Annotated in this window: 10 protein-coding genes and 2 pseudogenes; 5 read left to right on the top strand and 7 right to left on the bottom strand. The window is 65.0% G+C overall.

The annotated features are described in order from the left end of the window. From glcF to glnK, 6 genes are all read right to left on the bottom strand, one after another. A partial coding sequence (glcF, locus tag RT051_RS01870) for a glycolate oxidase subunit GlcF (RefSeq protein ID WP_313070520.1) occupies positions 1 to 1,168 on the bottom strand: 1,168 nt, incomplete at its 3' end. Between the two features lie 54 nt (positions 1,169 to 1,222). Further along, on the bottom strand, positions 1,223 to 1,981 hold the full coding sequence (locus RT051_RS01865) for a YoaK family protein (protein ID WP_313070517.1): 759 nt from the start codon (positions 1,979 to 1,981) through the stop codon (positions 1,223 to 1,225). 6 nt (positions 1,982 to 1,987) lie between these two features. Next, a complete protein-coding gene (gene glcE, locus RT051_RS01860) occupies positions 1,988 to 3,106 on the bottom strand; it encodes a glycolate oxidase subunit GlcE (protein ID WP_313070513.1) in 1,119 nt (372 codons plus the stop codon). A 92-nt stretch (positions 3,107 to 3,198) separates the two neighbouring features. Further along, positions 3,199 to 4,143, bottom strand: coding sequence for an SMP-30/gluconolactonase/LRE family protein (locus tag RT051_RS01855; protein ID WP_409520515.1), 945 nt, complete (start codon positions 4,141 to 4,143; stop codon positions 3,199 to 3,201). 63 nt (positions 4,144 to 4,206) lie between these two features. Next, positions 4,207 to 5,403: an ammonium transporter gene (locus tag RT051_RS01850; RefSeq protein ID WP_313070505.1), complete on the bottom strand. Its 1,197-nt coding sequence runs from the start codon at positions 5,401 to 5,403 to the stop codon at positions 4,207 to 4,209. A 40-nt stretch (positions 5,404 to 5,443) separates the two neighbouring features. Next, positions 5,444 to 5,782 (bottom strand): P-II family nitrogen regulator, encoded by a 339-nt coding sequence (gene glnK / locus RT051_RS01845; RefSeq protein WP_313070500.1) that lies wholly within the window; start codon positions 5,780 to 5,782, stop codon positions 5,444 to 5,446. Positions 5,783 to 5,957: 175 nt separating this feature from the next. Here glnK and RT051_RS01840 point away from each other — a divergent pair. Both RT051_RS01840 and RT051_RS01835 read left to right on the top strand, forming a co-directional pair. Further along, a pseudogene (locus RT051_RS01840) lies at positions 5,958 to 6,188 on the top strand (magnesium chelatase domain-containing protein); the annotation flags it as partial. Between the two features lie 164 nt (positions 6,189 to 6,352). Further along, positions 6,353 to 8,167: a hypothetical protein gene (locus RT051_RS01835; RefSeq protein WP_313070496.1), complete on the top strand. Its 1,815-nt coding sequence runs from the start codon at positions 6,353 to 6,355 to the stop codon at positions 8,165 to 8,167. A gap of 435 nt (positions 8,168 to 8,602) precedes the next feature. Here the strand turns inward: RT051_RS01835 and RT051_RS01830 are convergent. Further along, positions 8,603 to 9,144, bottom strand: a pseudogene (locus tag RT051_RS01830) (transposase); the annotation flags it as partial. Positions 9,145 to 9,253: 109 nt separating this feature from the next. Here RT051_RS01830 and RT051_RS01825 point away from each other — a divergent pair. The 3 genes from RT051_RS01825 to RT051_RS01815 are packed head-to-tail and all read left to right on the top strand — an operon-like array spanning position 9,254 to position 18,128. After that, the gene (locus RT051_RS01825; protein ID WP_313070492.1) at positions 9,254 to 11,161 is read left to right on the top strand and encodes a hypothetical protein; all 1,908 of its coding nucleotides are present in this window, start codon (positions 9,254 to 9,256) and stop codon (positions 11,159 to 11,161) included. Continuing rightward, positions 11,158 to 12,717 carry a hypothetical protein gene (locus tag RT051_RS01820; RefSeq protein ID WP_313070489.1) on the top strand — a complete coding sequence of 520 codons (1,560 nt, stop codon included), beginning with the start codon at positions 11,158 to 11,160 and terminating at the stop codon, positions 12,715 to 12,717. The genes RT051_RS01825 and RT051_RS01820 overlap by 4 nt, the downstream gene beginning before the upstream one ends. Beyond that, positions 12,711 to 18,128: an FtsK/SpoIIIE domain-containing protein gene (locus RT051_RS01815; RefSeq protein WP_313070484.1), complete on the top strand. Its 5,418-nt coding sequence runs from the start codon at positions 12,711 to 12,713 to the stop codon at positions 18,126 to 18,128. The genes RT051_RS01820 and RT051_RS01815 overlap by 7 nt, the downstream gene beginning before the upstream one ends. Positions 18,129 to 18,137: the final 9 nt, after the last annotated feature.

Genomic DNA, 18,137 nt, shown 5'->3' with positions numbered 1-18,137 from the left:
CCACGTTGCCCGACAGGATGGCCGCCGGCGGCTGGTCGGCGAAGACCTCGCCCAGCGCGCCCAGCTTGCGGTCGCGCAGCTGGTGCGACAACTCGGGGTGCAGCACCGAATAGGTGCCCGCCGAGCCGCAGCACAGGTGCGACTCCACCCGCGCCAGGCGCAGGGTAAAGCCCAGCTCGCCCAAGTGGCGCTCGACGCCGCCGCGCAGCTTCTGACCGTGCTGCAGCGTGCAGGGCGGGTGGTAGGCCAGGGGCGCGGCCGGCGGGCGCACCCGGTCGCGCAGCGCCGGCACCAGCTCGGGCAGCAGCTCGGAGACGTCGCGCGTCAGCTCGCTCACGCGCGCGGCGCGCTCGGCGTAGGCCGGGTCGTGGCGCAGCAGGTGGCCGTATTCCTTGACCGAGGCGCCGCAGCCCGAGGCGTTGATGACCAGCGCCTCCACCTCGCCGCGCTCGATGTAGGGCCACCAGGCGTCGATGTTGGCGCGCATCTGGGCGCGGCCGCCGTCCTGGTCGTTCAGGTGGAACTTGATGGCGCCGCAGCAGCCGGCCTTGCGCGCGATCACGCACTCGATGCCGGCGGCGTCGAGCACGCGCGCGGTGGCGGCGTTGATGTTGGGCGCCATGGCCGGCTGCACGCAGCCCGCCAGCATCAGCATCTTGCGTGCGTGCTGGCGCTTGGGCCAGGGCCGGGCCTGCTGCTCGGGCGAGGACTTGGGCGGCACCTTCTCGCGCAGGCGCCCGGGCAGCAGGTCGCGCACGCCCTGGCCGAGCTTCATGGCCGGGCCGAACAGGGGCGAGGGCAGCCCTTCCTTGAGCAGCCAGCGCACGGCGCGCTCGCCGGCCGGGCGCGGCACCTGGTCGTCGACGATGCGCCGGCCGATGTCCACCAGCCGGCCGTACTGCACGCCGCTCGGGCAGGTGCTCTCGCAGTTGCGGCAGGTCAGGCAGCGGTCCAGGTGCAGCTGGGTGCTGCGCGTGGGCTCCTGGCCTTCGAGCACCTGCTTGATCAGGTAGATGCGCCCGCGCGGGCCGTCGAGCTCGTCGCCCAGCAACTGGTAGGTCGGGCAGGTGGCGGTGCAAAAGCCGCAGTGCACGCACTTGCGCAGGATGGCCTCGGCCTCCTGCCCTTCGGGCGTGCCGGCGTACTGGGGGGCTAACTGGGTCTGCATGGGATGGAGGAAAGTGCTTGGGAAAACCGGTTCAGGGACGGAGAGCGGCGGGCATCAGCGCGGCCGCGTGGTGCGCCGCAGCTGGCGTGCATCGGCAAACAGGGGCGGCAGCGACAGCGCCAGCAGCAGCGCCGCCTGCGGCACCACCCAGGCAAAGCCCGCGTATTTGAAGCCCGCCGCGCCCACCACGCCGCCCCCGGTGAACAGCAGCAGCAGGCTGGCGAACAGCCACGCGCGCTCGCGGTTGGCGCGCACGCGCGAGGCCGGCGGCGTGCCCGGGCGGTTGGGGTAGAGCATCTTGCCCAGCTCCATGCCCAGATCGGTGACCACGCCCGTCATGTGCGTGGTGCGGATCTGCGCCGAACTCATCTTGGTGACCACCGCGTTCTGCAGGCCCATCATGAAGGCCAGCAGCAGCACGGCCAGCGGCACGGCAAAGGGGGTGGGCCACTGCAGCGTGAGCGTGCCCAGCAGACCGAAGAGCAGCATCAGCAGCGCCTCGAGCAACAGCGGCAGCGCGTAGCTGCTCCACAGGTGCTGGCGCCGAGCCCAGTTGACCAGGATGGCCGTGGTGCCCGCACCCGACATGAAGGCCCACAACACCCCCGTGGCGGCCAGCACCAGGGCGAAATCGCCCAGCACCACACTGTCGGCCAGTGTGGCGAGAAAGCCGGTCATGTGCGAGGTGTACATGTGCACCGCCATGAAGCCGCCGGCATTCATGGCGCCGGCGTTGAAGGCCAGCATCAGTCCCAGGGTGCGATTGGTCGAACGCGTGCGGTGGCGCGCCGTCAGGTGGCGCAGCACGCGCATGGCGCTTCACCCCCGGGCGCCGGCGCCGCGGAAGATGCCGGCCGGATCGAACGCCTCCTGCAATCGCTGCTGCAGGCCGGCCAGCACCGGGTCTTGCAGGTCAAAAATGCCGGGAGCCCTTGTCCTGCCTTGACCTGTCGCCATGAAAAGCGTAGCGCTGCCGCCGGCCTGCGCGGCCAGCGCCCGCAGCGCCGGGCCGTGCTCGGGCGCGGCCTGCACCCAGCGCAGGCCGCCGTGCCACTCGATGAGCGGCGCCGCCACGCCCGGCGGCAGGGCCAGAGCCGGCGCGGTCTGCGGCAACGACAGGCGCCACAGCGCCAGGTGCGGTTCGCGAAAGGTGAACCACGACAGCCGCTGGTCGCGGCAGGCACGCCAGAAACTCTGCACGCGCGCGCCCTCCAGGCGCTCGCCGCCCAGGCTGCGGCAGGCGGCCTGCACCGCCGCGCGCGCGCCGCGCAGGCGCAGGTGCAGGCGGCCACGGCCGTCCTCGCTGCTCCAGCAGCTGGCATTGAGCGGCAGCGGCTTGCCGCCCCAGGCATGCAGGCGCGCCAGCGCCTCGGCCTGCTCGAAGTCGAAGGCCAGCGTGGCCTCGGACACCGCCATGGGCAGCACCTTGAGGCTGACCTCGGTGATCACGGCCAGGCGCCCCCAGGAGCCGGCCATCAGGCGCGAAACGTCGTAGCCGGCCACGTTCTTCATGACCTGGCCGCCGTAGCGCAGCAACTCGGCGCGGCCATTGATGATCTCGGCGCCGAGCACGAAGTCGCGCACCGCGCCGACGCTGGCGCGCGCCGGGCCCGACAGGCCGGCGGCCACCATGCCGCCCACGGTGCCGCCGGCAGCCAGGCGCGGCGGCTCGAAGGCCAGGCACTGGCCCTGTTCGGCCAGCAGCCGCTCGACCTCCGCCAGCGGGGTGCCGGCGCGGGCAGTGAGGACCAGCTCGCTGGGCTCGTAGCTGACCACGCCGGCCAGGGGACGCAAGTCCAGCATGGGCACGCCGGGGCCCGGGCGGCAGCTGGCGTCAGGGTGAAAGGCCTTGGTGCCGCCGCCGCGGATGGCAAGCGGCGTGCGCTGCGCGGCGGCATCGCGCACGCGCTCAAGGGTCTGGCGAAGGGCTGCATCCATAGGGCGTCGATGGTAGCGCCCACCCCCGCGCCCGGCCCGGCACGGGCTTTTGATTTTTTTGAACGCCGGCCGTGAAGGGGGCGGGACCCGCGTCAGCCCAGCTCGCACCAGGCCACGGGCAGGCCCGGCACGGCCACGCGCGCAGCCAGCACCTGGCCCGACAGCGGCAGGCGCGCCAACTCCTCCTCGCTGCGGCCGCCGCGCGCCGAGGTCACCAGCAGCGTGTCGCCGTCCGGCCCGCCCAGGCAGGGCATGGTCGGGCACTGCGCGGGCAGGGCCAGCTCGGCCAGCACCTCGCCCTCGGGCCCCAGGCGCAGCACGCGCCCGCCCTCGTACAGCGCGCACCAGTAGGCGCCTTCGGCATCGACGCAGGCGCCGTCGGGCCGCCCGCCGTAGGGCTGGCCGGCCTCGCGGCTCTCGGCCTGCGTGGCGAAGCGGCGCAGCACGCGCGGCGCGCCCACGGGCTCGTGCGAGGCGTCGCAGTCCCACACGCGGATGGCGTGCGTGGGGGTGTCGGCAAAGTACATCCGGCGCCCGTCGGGCGACCAGGCCAGGCCGTTGGCCGTGGTCACGCCCACGAACACCGCGCGCACGGCGGGGCGGCCGGCCACGCGCAGGTCCACGCAGTGGAGCGCGCCGACCGGCTGGCGCGGGCCGCTGGCGGGTTCGTGGATGGTGCCGACCCAGAAGCGCCCGAGCGGATCGCACTTGCCGTCGTTGGCGCGCTGGCGCGCCGCGTCGATGGGCAGGCGGGCCAGCTCCGTGAGCGCCCCGCCCCACTCGGGGGCGTGGCAGATGCGGTCGCGCAGCGCCACCACCAGGCCCGCGTCCCGGCCCTGGCGGCGCGCGGGGGCGATGCAGCCGGGCTCGCCGGGCAGGGGCCAGCGCTCGGCGGCGCTGCCGTCCAGGCGGGCACGCAACAGGGCACGGCCGGAGATGTCCACCCAGTACAGGCGCTGCTCGGCAGGGTGCCAGAAGGGGGACTCACCCAGTTGCGCGGGCGGGTGGGCGGGCAGCTCGGCCCAGGCGGGGTTCAAGGCAGGCATGGAGGCATTGTGGAACAGCGGCTGTCGCAGGCAGCGGTGCGCCACTGCCGCGCATCACGGTCCAACCCCGTCCGGCGTGGCACCAATCCGGTGGATCGCCAAGTCGGCGCCCATGAACTCGTCCTCCCGGCTCAGGCGGATGCCGACCAGGCGGCGCAGGGTGGCGTACACCGCGAACCCGCCCAGGCAGGCGACGGCCACGCCCAGCAGCGTGCCCAGCACCTGGCTCCAGAAGCTCACGCCGCCCAGTCCGCCCAGGGCGCGCTGGCCGAAGATGCCGCAGGCAATGCCGCCCCAGGTGCCGCACAGGCCATGCAGCGGCCACACACCCAGCACGTCGTCGATCTTCCAGCGGTTCTGCGTCCAGGTGAACAGGTGCACGAACATCAGCCCGGCCACGGCGCCGATCAGCAACGCCGCCAGCGGGTGCACGATGTCGGAGCTGGCGCAGATGGCCACCAGCCCGGCCAGCGGGCCGTTGTGCACGAAGCCGGGGTCGTTGCGGCCGCCCAGGGTGGCGGCGAGGGTGCCGCCTACCATGGCCATGAGCGAGTTCATCGCCACCAGGCCGGTGATCTTGTCCAGCGACTGCGCGCTCATGACGTTGAAGCCGAACCAGCCGACGATCAAGATCCAGGCGCCCAGGGCAAGGAAAGGGATGCTTGACGGCGGGTGCGCCGTCACGCCGCCCGTGGCGTAGTGCCCGCGGCGCGCGCCCAGCTGCAGCACCGCCATCAGGGCGATCCAGCCTCCCACCGCGTGCACCACGACCGAGCCGGCGAAGTCGTGGAAGGGCGCGCCCAGGTGGGCGGCCAGCCAGTCCTGCAGCCCGAAGGCTCCGTTCCAGGCGATGCCCTCGAAGAAGGGATAGACGAAGCCGACGATGAAGAAGGTGGCCGCCAGCTGCGGGGCGAAGCGCGCCCGCTCGGCAATGCCGCCCGAGACGATGGCCGGCACGGCGGCGGCAAAGGTCAGCAGGAAGAAAAAGCGCGTGAGGTCATAGCCGTGGTGCTCGGCCAACACCGGCGCGCCGCTGAAGAAGTGGATGCCGTAGGCAATGCCATAGCCGATGAAGAAGTACGACAGCGTGGAGACCGAGAAGTCCACCAGGATCTTGACTAGCGCATTCACCTGGTTCTTCTTGCGCACGGTGCCCAGCTCAAGGAAGGCAAACCCGGCGTGCATGGCCAGGATCAGGATGGCGCCCAGGAGGATGAACAGGACGTCTGCGGGAGTGTGCAGGGTGGACATGGCGGACTCTGGTGGCAGCGAAAAAATGGTTGTGCGCGGCTCAGACGGCGGCGTCGCCGGCCTCGCCGGTGCGGATGCGGATCACCTCGGCCAGGGGGGTGACGAAGATCTTTCCGTCCCCGATCTTTCCGGTGTGCGCGGCGACCTCGATGGCTTCGATCACGCGCTCCAGCAGGCCATCGGCCACGGCCGCGTCGATCCGCACCTTGGGCAGGAAATCGACCACGTACTCGGCCCCCCGGTACAGCTCGGTATGTCCTCTCTGGCGCCCGAAGCCCCTGACCTCGGTGACCGTGAGCCCTTGTACGCCCACTTCTGACAGTGCCTGGCGCACCTCGTCGAGCTTGAACGGCTTGATGATGGCAGTGACCATTTTCATGACGTGCTTCCTGTTGGGTGACATGACCCGCATTAAATGCTGCGTTGCATCATTATGCATAGATTGCATTGACTCATGCATATTGTTTTTAGACCACACCGTTTTTTGTCGTGCCGCGCCGGGTTCCCTGCCGCCCGCTACAGTGGCCGCACCCCGACAGATACCCTTGTCACCCATGAGCCTCGCCCTGGTTCAAAGCCGCGCCCTGCTGGGGCTCGCTGCCCCGCCGGTCACCGTCGAGGTGCACCTGGCCAATGGTCTGCCCAGCTTCACGCTGGTCGGCCTGGCCGACGTGGAGGTGAAGGAGGCCCGCGAGCGTGTGCGCTCGGCGCTGCAGAACGCGGGCCTGGAGTTCCCCCACAACAAGCGCATCACGGTCAACCTGGCGCCGGCCGACCTGCCCAAGGTGTTATCAAAAGCGATAAATGAGAATGAAAGACGCTCTGCGAGACTGAAAAATGGTTTTCGAGAACGGTGCAGCGGCTTCTGGCAAGTCACATATCAAGTTCTTACTCGGTGCGGCGCTCGGATTTGGGTCACCTCAGGGCTTTTATGAAGAGAAGTCCGCGAATGCTGTTAAAGCACTTGGGCGTTCCTCCAGGTGCATGGCAACTTTTCTGGTACGGACGGCTGACCGAGGTTCCCAGCGCTAGGCGAACGCCTTACATTCGGGCATATTTCGCCAAGGTTGTGCTGGAGGAAGGTGTAATCATTGATCGACCGGCGGGAGTGATACATCTTGACTTGCCTATATCGGACATCCCAGCTATCCCGCTCGGGACTGTATTTGATGATCGATTGATAATCCCGTCGCTGCCGCTGCACGACGATGCCGAGTGGACCGACATCTTTGTCGACTTCACCCGTCAGAACCTCCGAATTGTCGAGCGGATGGGCTGCCCCGATGACGGCGTTCGATTTTTGCCTCGTGGGCCAAAAACACCGAGCGAAGACAAGGAATATGAAGGATTACTGTTGGTCGCGGGCAGCGAGCAGCGCGGTCATCTAAACTACCTTTTTCCTTGCTCAACCATCTTTCAGTTCTTCTGGGCGCGGACAAGCAAGTGGGCTCAGCTAATGGTCGACGGAAGATTTGTGGATTACAACCGCTACATCTTTGACGCCCGAAACTCTTACCTTAGCGGCGATCGGCGCGAGGCCTTGGTTTGGCTGAGACAGTGGATGCGCGACGCTGATGCTCCATTCATCGCGACATTGGCCTTCGACGAATACGCACTTAACGCTGGGGCAGATATTTACAGGCATTTAGCGCAAGCACCTCGAGAAGTCGAGCGCCGTTCTCTTCGTGCGCTTCCCCCATACCAGGGCTGCATGTCGCTCCGCGTCCTCCAGCACACGGTCATGACCAGAAGCGGTCCCGCGATGCTTGTTCAGTGCATCTCGAGTTGCGACTACAAGTCGACAATCGAAAAACTCAGATTCGATCGTGATAACGATGGCCGCCCTCTGGCGGAAGTGGCTAGCGGCGAAGCAGGAGAAAAACTCCCGATGGACCGCCCGAGTTTTGGGGGCCCACTTGTCACGCTTCTAGAATCATCTATCACCCTCGAGAACGGACCTCACGCCACTCAGAAGGGAACCGTCGACATCCAACTCGCCCATCTGACAGAATGCTTTCCCGGCCTTCAGTTCATCGAAACGACCAAGCTGCCTCAAACAGAAACCATTTATACCAATCAAGCCCAGGCATTGATACGGCAGAAAAATTGGGAAAAGGCGGTATCAACTCTTGAAGACGCAATGACTTCGGGCGAATTGGCGCCCCACGCGCTTATCCGAGGTGAAGAGCACCTAGATGAAACAGAAAATGACGATGCCACCCTAGTGAACGGCGACATTGTCGAACTCGCACGGCGGCTGCTTTCGGGGGAGCACTTTAGCATCCAAGGCGATGAAGCGACCTGGACTGCAGCCCCATCGCTAGTCATCATGCCCGGACAATACGGTTACTTTTTCCCGGTTCGCCGCCGCGTTGCTGGCACCGCTTTGGCTTGGCTCTATCGGGACAAAGACAAATCATTGCGAAAACGCGCACTCTGTATTCGCGTGACATTTACCCATCCACGGAGCAAAAAAACGATAACGCGCTATCTCTTGGACTTCGAACCACGGCAAACATCAGGTACATCGCGGCAGACCAAGGTGCTTTTCTTTTGGAATTTTGAGAACACTCCCATTTATGGCGAGGTGGACTACGTATTGAAACTGATCAACGCAATAGCCAAAAAAGGGCAAACCAGCATTGCCAAGAGCGATATGCTTGGACTCGAGGGGCATCCTCGCAACCATCTATCGCGAATTACACACGAGAACGCGCAACGTTTTTTACAATCGATGTTCGACGCCGTTGACACCATGTTATGACATCGATCTGAAACACAGGTCGGGACGCCATCTACGTGAGAAAGACAACGATTTTTTCTAGATAGAAAAAAATCATGACTACAATTTTTTAAAAGAGTGAGCTCTTGATCAAATTGTCACCCTGCTCAAAGCAGGAGCGCGTTTGCTGGATTTGCATGATCTAATCCGAAATCCCGGCGCGTCGACCTAATATAAATTAGAAAAACAACCAGCCCTGCAAGAGGATCGTTATGTCACCATCACCAGCGAAGTCCTTACAGCACTCCAAGACTCCGGTGAAACTTGCAGAGCCACGATGAAAAAATTACCGCAGCCGAATTCCTGGCGCTCACTCGACTGCATATTGGCTTAGCGGCAAGCCAAAACGGCGTGAGATCATTACGATAAACTCTGGCATCCCTTCGATCAGGCTTTGACCACTTTTAGCCCTGTCGTGATGAGCCGCTCGACACGATACAGGCCACAGTTCTCGCCCGCTTCACGCAGGTCGCAGAAGACACGCCGAGCGCCATAAACACCGTGGCTGGCCGCGTAGGAGTGTCGGATGAGCTCCAGCAGCCTGGCATCGTCCTTGGCCCGCTCGGACAGCGGCCATTGCAGCCAGGCATAGAAGCCGGCGCGTGCCACCTGCAGCACCCGGCACATTACAGCCAGAGGGTATTCATGTCAGTGCTCGTTCATAAAGGGGTACTTCACTCGGGCCCCCTGGCAAAGTACCGCGCGGCTTTTTTTAGCAGGTCACGCTTCTCCTCGACCCGACGCATCTGGGCTCGTAGCCGAAGAATCTCGCTCTTGGCTTCGAGCAGCCCCTTAGACTGCTGCTCAGTTCGGTTCGGCGATACCGCCTCGACCCACTTGTACAAGCTATGCGCTGAGACTCCCAAACGGGCTGTCACATCGGGCACAGGGTAGCCGCGCTCGACCACCTGTTTGACTGCTTCTTCCTTGAATTCCGGTGTAAACCTCTGGGTGCTCATCGCACTCTCTCCTATGCTTAAAGGATAGGCGAGGGTTGTCTACGGGACCAGGAGCAGTCCACCAAAGGAGGGCGCGCCGTGGAGAATGACGAATAAAAGGGAGAGAGAAATGACAAATGCCAGCCCGCTGGGTGGAGGCGAGGGCGTAGCTCTGCCGACCAGCGCGTGGGTCCGTTTCCTGCGCAGCTACGGCCCGACGCCGAACAACCTGACGATGTTCGACGAATATGTGTCGGGCGCTCTACGTCGGGCCAACGTCCAGCCGATCAGCCTGTCGACGCCGATGCTCGATGACATGGTCAAGCACATCGAGTCCAAGGCTCCGGGGTCACTCTTGATTGCCGGCACTGCTGGAGACGGCAAAACTTACCACTGCCGAGCCCTTTGGGCTCGTATCGGCGGCGATCCGAAGGTCTGGGCAGGCAAAGAGAACGTGAAGGAGCATCGCCTGGACGATGGCCGCTTGGCGGTCTTCATCAAGGACCTCTCCGAGTTCAACGGCCAGGAGAGCGACTTGCCGCTGCAACGCCTTGAAAAATCGGTGCTCGGCGGCGACGACTCCGAGATAGTGATCCTGGCAGCCAATCATGGACAGCTTCTCGATCGCCTGCGCGACCTGGGCAAGCGGCAGGACCGCGTCCATCCGCTTCGCAAGCCCCTGCAGGAGCGCTTTCTGCAAGCCGGCCCCGCGCCCGACCGCCTGGCTGTCTTCGACCTTAGCCGCTCGACCAGCCGTAAAACGCTCGACGAAGTCGCCAAGGCGGTCGCGGGGCATCCCGATTGGGACAACTGCGAGCGCTGTTCGTTGAAGTCTGGCGGAAAGGTCTGTCCGATCGACGAGAACCGCCGCCGCCTCCTAGGCGAAGCCGATGGAGGGCAGCTTGCTCGCCGGCTCGGCGACCTAGTGGAGATCGCTCGCCTCAACGGGCTGCATCTTCCGGTGCGCGACCTGCTCGCTTTGTGCTCCAACATAGTCCTTGGCTACGCCGACGCCAAAGGCGCCAAAGAAAATCTGATGACTTGCGCGGACGTGCCCAAGATCCAAGAGGGCAGGAACGTCGGCAAAGCCAGCGTCTACGCCAATGCTTTCGGCGCGAACCTGCCCAAACGCAGGGCCTCCGACCGACCGCTCTTCAAAGCCATGGCAAGTTTCGGCGTGGGCGAGGAGACGACCAACGCGGCCGACGGCCTGCTGGTCTACGGCAAGGACGATTCGCGGCTTCAGAAGGATTTCGCTCGCTTGGTGGCAGTCGATCCGGTCTACGGCGCGACAGCCGATTTCCGTGCGGCCCAAGATGCCTACCTTGAGGGTCATGAAGGCGTTCGCTTGGAGGGCGGCTCCAACGAATTCATGGAGATGCTGGAGGACCAGCGCCGCCGGCTCTATTTCTCGCTGCCCGAGTCCGAGCCTGGCTATCCTCGCTGGTCGATGACTGTCTTCCGCTTCGCGGGCGACTACCTGGACATCATCGAATCGCTAAAGGCCAAGAAGCCTGTGAGCGACGCCACGCGCGGGCGCATCGCCCGGGGCCTCAACCGGGTCATGACCGGCCTGCTCTTGGAGAACGTCGACCGGATATTCATCGCCAGCTCTGGCGGCTTCACGCAAAGCCGGGTGAGCGTGCTCTGCGACCACGAGACGCCCTCGCGCAGGCAGGGTGGCGTGGGCATGGCCATCAAGCTCGACGAGGAGACCGGCCGCCCGCAGCTCGATGTCTCGCTCTCGCCTGGCCCCAGCAACTCGGTGGCCTTCGACTTGACTCCCATCCGGCATGAGTTCCTCTCGCGCGTCGCCGAAGGCGCGCTACCGGCGAGCTTCTCCAACGAGTGCCTCGAAGATCTGCTGGCCTTCAAGGCGAAGCTACTGCGCAAGGCCGAGATCGTCCGAAAGGCCGGGTTTGCCGGCGATGACGACGAGGTCGGCGGAGAAGCCTCGGCCTTGACGCTCAATTTCATCGACATCGAGCCGGGAGGCCGCGGCTTCTCCCGCCCTGTAACCGTGAGGGCCCCAGCATGAGCGAGATCTTCAAACGCCCCGAGATCAAGAGCGTCGACTTCACCGTCGACGAGAACATCTGGGGGCACCGCCTCTACGACGAGCAGCTCCCACATTTGACAGTGCTCGAGTTCCTCGGCGCACTGGGGTCGAACCTAGACAAGCCACTGCGCCCGCATGAGGGCCTCGGTGGCGCCTTCAAGTTTCAGCCGCAGCGCCAGATCCGCCTCCGCGGGCTGCTCTTCAACAACCCCTACGTTGAATCCATCTCCGAGAGCGCCCAGCCTGATGAGGAGAAGTGGCGGCAGTGGTTCGAGCACTTTGCCCAAGGCTCGACCGGCAATGGCGATGGCACCGACGACATGTCCTACCTGCGCCATTCGTTCGCTAGCTTCGACGATTTCGCCAAGGCCGTGGAACTGCTGCGCTCGTCTTCCTTCGAGTCGCGCAGCAACAAGCGCTGGAGCTCCAAGTTCGTTTTCCCTTTCGGCCCCGACGCCCTCTATGAGGACTTGGAGATCGACTCCAAGGGCAAGATGAACAACGACCGGCGCTTCTTCGCCCGCACCGGCGAGTTGCTCTACATGATGCTCACGCGGGCTAAGCGCGGCGCTGAGCTCGGCGATCTGCTGGCCAAGCGCCTCTTTGATCGCGAGGCGCCGATGAATCGGCTCGCCCGAGCGATGCAAGGAGCGCCGCAGCGCGCCGACGATTCCCGGCAGTCAGGCTACCTTCCTGAGACATCCAACCCGCGCTTCGACCAGATCTGCGAAGACTGGCTGTCGATCCTGGCTAAGGACATGCCGATCTACGACGCCTTGGAGCATCTGATCGCCATTTCCGGTCTCAACATGCTGCTCTACTTCCTCGAGCGAGCCAAGCGCGTGGCCGGTGACGATGATCCGGTGGAGATCGTCTGCGAGATCATCTCCAAGGAGCGCACGAAGGTCCGCGCTCTCTCCGGCGACAGCTACCAGCTCAATCAAGGACTCTCCGCCAAAGCGGTGCGGGCCCACGTCGAGTCGATCCGCAAGGACTCGGGCTGGGCGAAGGCTGGCGTGAGCGAGTTCCCCGAGGCCGAGCGCGTGAGACTCATGCGCGAGCGCTTCCAGTGGCCATCCGCCGTTGGTGGCGACGACGAGGACTATTCGGGAGAAAACCCAGACATGTTGGTTGGCAAGCTCGCCGAGCTGGCCCTCGCGCGCCATGAGCAGCATGTCGGCAAGATCCACGCGTCTTGGTCTCGGGCGATTGGCCTCAGTTCGCGGCGCCTCTCGCGTCGCACACGCTACGCTCCAAACGATCGGCTCTTGAAGTCGATCGTAGTGACCATTGTCGACGACCGCATGCAGTTCGATGAATTCTTGGCCGAAGCCAAGAAGCGCTATGGCCTAGTCCTCGGCGACGCCGAAGGCTCGCGCCTGGTCAACGCGAAGCTCGTTGATCAAGAGGAACTCAGCGAGAACCGGGACAACCTCGAAGCCCGGCTCGTGGGGCTGGGCTTGGTCCGCAGGCTCTCCGACTCCTGCTCGTTTGTCGAAAACCCGTTCGCGTTCAAGGGAGAGGCCGCATGCTGACCGACCGCATCATCGGGCGCGTCGGCGCGAACCTCCTCGCCACGCGCATTTCCAACCCCGGCCAGCCGGGTGATTCCGCCGCGCTCTTCCGGCTTGACAAGCTCTCGTCGAATCAAATCGCGGCGGTGGCGCGGGCGATCCTCGCCAATCCCGAACTGCTCTCCCGCGTTGATCTTATGATTCCGGAGGCCTTGGTCGAGGGGCAAGACCTGCCGCCCGAGATCCTGATCTCGCACAACGCCGGCTACGTCCGCAACAACGTGACGACCGCCAAGGCGGCCATCCTTACGGCCAACGGCAACGAGCACAACCTGGCCGATACGCTCGGCCACGTCATGGCCATCGGCGCCAAAGAGATGCGAGCCGACCCCGAGCCCTGGGTGGAGGCTGCTCTGCATGCCGGCGGACAGTCGCCCGTGCCGGACGACCGCCTCGTGTTCCTTGCGGCCCTGGGCGGCCTGCTGGCTTCTTCCGAGCTCTCGCTCATCCAGCTCGGCGAGTTCTGTTCCGAGATCGTCGAGGCCATGTCCACGCGCGGCCTTGCCATCCGCGACGCCGTGGGCTTTGCTCTTCCTCGCGCGGGCTTGCCCCGCGACAGCGCGTTCTTCGCGAACTCCAAGAGCTTCGGGACGCTTCGAAAGCCTTGGCAGAAGGCCTTCGCCAAGCTCTACACGCAGCGCGCGCCGCTGCTCAAGAAGCTTCGCCAGAACGGCCAGCCGCTGGATCCAGAGGAGTTGTCCGAGCGCATCGCAGCCAACGCCGCCGAGATCGCCGAAGCCGCGCGCCTTGCGCTCGACGCTTTCGCCGCAGCCCCGGCCGGCGACCAGGAGGCCGCCTCTGCCTTGGCGCAGTTCGAATGGGAGGCCGACGGCGTCTACCTGGCTTTCGACAAGCCCAAGGAGAAGCAGCTCGGCTTGGCCGATGCCACTGTCCGCTTCTTCGATCACGACTGCGACCAAGAGAATTCGCTCGACCCCGAGGGCCGCAAGCTCCTGGAAGATTTGAAGTCGCGCGAGCGACGCTCCGACTTCAACGAAGACGACGAGGAATTCTTCGTCAAGCACCGTCGGCTGCTTGAGCAGGACGCCAAGCTCTGCGCCCGCTGGGAGAAAGCCCTCTACGGCAAGCCGATTGAGTGCAACGACTTCTTCGACGGCTTCGCCCGCGTGGTCAATAGTCTCCATGCGGGCCTACGCGATGCCGAGGGCGATCGGATCCTGCGCTTTACCGTGGCCAAGGGTCGCAAGGAGTGGCGCGAGCGCTTCAACTACGACGCTGGCAGCTACTTCTCGGCGATGTATCGCGGCTTGAAGGAGCTCATGGGCTCGAAGGCTGAATGGAAGGTGGAGCGCCTCGGAAACGCGAATCTGCCCGACCCGCTCTTCGACTATGAGAGCTTCTTCGCCAAGGAGAAGAAGCTTCGCAACGACAAGAAGAACAAGGTCCGGCCGAATTCGTCGCTCTCGCGCGTGGCCTTGCAGATTAAGTTCGATGTGGCCCTGGTCCAGGTCTCCAAAGACAAGGAGACGGTGCTGGCTAAGACCCAGCTCCTGTGGAGCTACAAGCCCACATCGATCGGCCTGTCGATGGTCGCAGACATGCGCCGCCTTTTGGAAAAGGGCGCGGTCGGCTGCACGGAAGTCCCGCGCCGCCTGGTGAGCAAGAAGGGCGGGGTGCAAAACGTCTCGCTGCTCGACACCGGCACCTTGGAGGCGACTTATTCGACCGACGCGGGCTCGCTCGTGCCCGCGGCCAACAAGCTCCGAAGCCTGCGCCACGAAATCAAGACCCGGATCAAGGATCTCGCGGACGAAGGGCGCCTGACCCCCTCACGGCGCGACGAGGTCAAGGCCTCATGGGACAAGTTCGAAGAGGACTACATCAAGGCGATGGAGGATTTCGTTTCCATCGGACTGCATGGCGACGCAGTCATGCGCCAAGCCGAATCCTTTGGCGCCCTGTTGACCACCTTGATGACTCACGCTCGCGGCGACGTGTGCCGCTCGCGCCTGGTCTCCGAGATCCTCTCTGTAGGCACGGCCCGCGTGGCGGGCGACAACCCCGCGCTGATCGTACCGCCCTGGCATCCGGAGCGCATGAAGGCCCTGGCGGTGAAGTCCCGCCGCGTGGCCGGTTTCGCCACCCACTTGCTTTCGAGCGACAGCATCCTCTACGGGGATCGCGAGATCTTCATGCGCGAGCTCTCCGACGAGATCGCCCACCCGTTCTATCCGGAGATCGCCGTCCTCAACAGGGCCGGCGCGCCGACGCTGGTCTCGGAAAGCAGCACGGTCAACGGCTACAGCCTCTTGGAGTCGCCCACGCGCGGCGCCGAGGACGCCATGACCGATGTGGACTCGGCCGCAGCTGCTAAGCAGGCTCGCGAGCTCTTAGAGCGCTACGTCGGTTTGCAGCCCCACGAGGCCTCGAACCTAAGCGTCGTGCTCTACAACGCCGACGCGGCCGAGCTGCCGCTGGCGACGGTCCGCGAGCTCTCGTCGATCCAAGAGGACGGCAGGCTGCAATGCAGCGTGTCGGTCCGCCATTCGGACCCGGCCAAGCTTCGCAGCGTCTACGGCGAACTGGTCAACAAGGCCGGGGACGATCCGGATCTACCCGTGGTCAGCGAGACCAGCGACAACTTCATCTCGAAGCTGCGCATTTCGGTGACGCCGATCTCGGCCACGCCAAGCGAGAGCGCCCAGGGCTTCAAGGCCTTCGACGTGGCCTTCTTGCATGACGTGGTCGCGCGGGCGGCCCAGTCTGAATGGCTGCCGGTCTCTTGGACGAATGATCGGCCCAACCTGGAGCATGCCCCTTCGCGCTGGTCCTATCGCAGCGTCTCGGGTGAGAACGAGCTGAAATCCACCACGTTCTTGGCCTGCCCCTGGCAGACCGCGTCCGGCTGGGCCTATGTGTCGGCCGTGGCGGCCGTCTGCCGCCAAACCGACGCGTTGCCCGACGAGCGCTACCTGCCGGCCCGGCGCATCTCGCTGCAAAGCCCCGCGCTGGTCGGGATGATCAAGGACGCCCACGACTTGGCCGAATGGGTCGCCACCTACGACGAGCTGCTAGACAAGCGCCAGCTCCAGCACAACGACATCACCGTCGTCCGCTACCGCCGAGGTTCAACCAATGGCCGCAACATGATCGTGAGCTCGACATCCGAGCTGCGGCTGCTGGGCGTGCTGGTGCGCCGCCGCCTCGATGAGCTGAATTTGCAGCTCGACGCGGCCGAGATCCAGGCTGCCGCCGACAAGGCCAAGCGCGATGCGCTCTCCGTCTCCGGGGACATCGTGCTGCGGGCGGCCAAACGCGGCATCTCCGCAGGCGAGATGATTGGCTTGGTTCTCAGCCGCCACTTGCTCGCCGAGGAGTTCAAGGCCGCAGCGGCCGGGGGCCAGGTATTAACGGCCTACTTCCTACTCGACGACTACGCGAGCTGGCTCTCACAGCCAGAAAGCCGCATCGCCGACATCCTCGCGCTCAACGTCGAGGAGCGGGAGGAAGGCGTTCGGGTGGTCATTTCGGTCGTCGAATCGAAATACGTCGCCACCGATGGCCTAGCCAAGGCGCGCCGGGATTCCAAGGACCAGCTGCTGGCGACTCTGGGCATGTTCCGCGAAGCGCTCTTCGGTGACCCAGGCCGACTCGACCGCGACGTGTGGCTGGCCCGCCTGGCCGACATGCTCATCGACGCTGACATCCCGCCGGGCATGACGGGCTTGATGGAGCGTGCGCGCTCGAAGCTTCGCGAGGGCGACGTGGAGATCTCGCTGCGCGGCTACTCACACGTCTACGTCCACACCTCGGACGCCGGGTCGACATCCGCATCCGACCAGGAGCTTTTGGAGGAGTCCAACGGCGTGAAGGCTTGGCAAGAGGTCTTCGACCGGCCCGACCTGCGAAAGCTTGTCGAGGCCTACGCTAAGGGCGCCGGTGGGCTCGATGCCCGCGCGGGGCTTGGATCCCACCAGCCCTGGGGCGGTCACGGCTTCAAGAAGCCCGCCCCGCGCGTGCCCTGGCTCGCCGCCATGGGGCAGCTCGCCAGCGGCGGGGTCGATACTCCGGTGGAGGACGCTTCCGCTCCGTGGCCTACGCATACGGTCGCGGCAGCTCCGGCCAGCAGCCCGGCGCCCGAGCCGGCGGCACCGGAGCAAAGCCTGGCCCAAGCCAACGCCACGACGACGACTTCGGCATCGAGTCCCGCGTCCGCGCCGGCCGCCAACCCCGGCCCGGCGCTCTCGGAGCTGGTCGCCTCCAAGTTCGCCGGCGGCGCGCACTCCGACGCTGAGCGGGAGGAGTGGGCCCATGATGTCACCAAGAAACTCAAAGCCGCACTCAACAGCTACGGCCTACAGGCGGCCATCCTGGGCACGCGCTTGACCCCCAATGGCTGCCTGGTGCGCCTGGCCGGCTCCGACCGGCTGCGTGTCGAAGACATCGAAAACAAGCGAACCCAGCTTCTGACCACGCATGCGATCAACCTCGTCACGGTCCAGCCCAAGCCCGGCGAGATTGTAGTGACGGTTGCCGGGTCCAAGCGCCAGGCAGTATCTCTCTGGGAGCTTTGGTCGCGCCGCGAGCTCAATCGCAACGTCGCCGGGATCAACACGTCCTTCCTTCTGGGCCTCCAAGAGATCAACGGCGCGCTGCTGTATCTGAACCTTGGGGCAGAGTTCGGCGGGCTCTCCTCGCACGAGCCGCATTCCCTGGTGGCTGGCACGACCGGTAGCGGCAAGTCGGTGCTGATCCAGGCGCTGCTCTTGGATATCGCCGCGACCAACTCGAAGGATCTGGCCCAGATCATCTTGATCGATCCAAAGATGGGCGTGGACTACGCCCCCTTGGCCGACTTGCCGCACATGCGCGACGAGATCATCACCACCAAGGAGAAGGCCGGCGAGGTTCTCGAAGCGCTGGTCCAGGAGATGGAGGACCGCTACCGCGCTTTCGCTAAGGCCAGGACACGGGATCTGCCGACCTACAACTCCAAGGTCTCGGCCGAAGAACGGCTGCCCATGGTGTTCCTGGTTCACGACGAGTTCGCCGACTGGATGCTTGACGACGCCTATAAGGCGGGGGTGGGCGCGGCGGTGCAACGTCTCGGCGTGAAAGCCCGCGCGGCTGGCATCCACCTGATCTTCGCGGCGCAGCGTCCCGACAAGGACGTCATGCCAATGCAGCTTCGCGAAAACTTGGGCAACCGCCTGCTCTTGAAGGTGTCGAGCGAAGCTACATCCAAGATTGCGCTCGACCGCCCAGGGGCGGAGTTGCTGCTGGGCCGTGGCCACTTGGCCGCCAAGCTAAACGGCGAGCAGGGCCTGGTTTTCGCTCAGGCGCCGTTCCTGTCCGACCAAGACATCGAAGCGGCTGTGGCCGCCATCCGAGCCGATAACTCAATCCAGTAATTCAGGGAG

Origin of the sequence: Melaminivora sp., from assembly GCF_032059615.1 — a bacterium.
Classification (GTDB): Bacteria; Pseudomonadota; Gammaproteobacteria; order Burkholderiales; family Burkholderiaceae_C; genus Melaminivora.
This window is presented reverse-complemented; position numbering and strand designations above follow the sequence as displayed.

Coding starts and splice junctions, on each gene's coding strand:
- RT051_RS01820 (WP_313070489.1), top strand. CDS start 11,158: ATGAGCGAGATCTTCAAACGCCCCGAGATCAAGAGCGTCGACTTCACC.
- RT051_RS01825 (WP_313070492.1), top strand. CDS start 9,254: ATGACAAATGCCAGCCCGCTGGGTGGAGGCGAGGGCGTAGCTCTGCCG.
- RT051_RS01865 (WP_313070517.1), bottom strand. CDS start 1,981: ATGCGCGTGCTGCGCCACCTGACGGCGCGCCACCGCACGCGTTCGACC.
- RT051_RS01850 (WP_313070505.1), bottom strand. CDS start 5,403: ATGTCCACCCTGCACACTCCCGCAGACGTCCTGTTCATCCTCCTGGGC.
- RT051_RS01835 (WP_313070496.1), top strand. CDS start 6,353: ATGCTGTTAAAGCACTTGGGCGTTCCTCCAGGTGCATGGCAACTTTTC.
- glnK (WP_313070500.1), bottom strand. CDS start 5,782: ATGAAAATGGTCACTGCCATCATCAAGCCGTTCAAGCTCGACGAGGTG.
- glcE (WP_313070513.1), bottom strand. CDS start 3,106: ATGGATGCAGCCCTTCGCCAGACCCTTGAGCGCGTGCGCGATGCCGCC.
- RT051_RS01815 (WP_313070484.1), top strand. CDS start 12,711: ATGCTGACCGACCGCATCATCGGGCGCGTCGGCGCGAACCTCCTCGCC.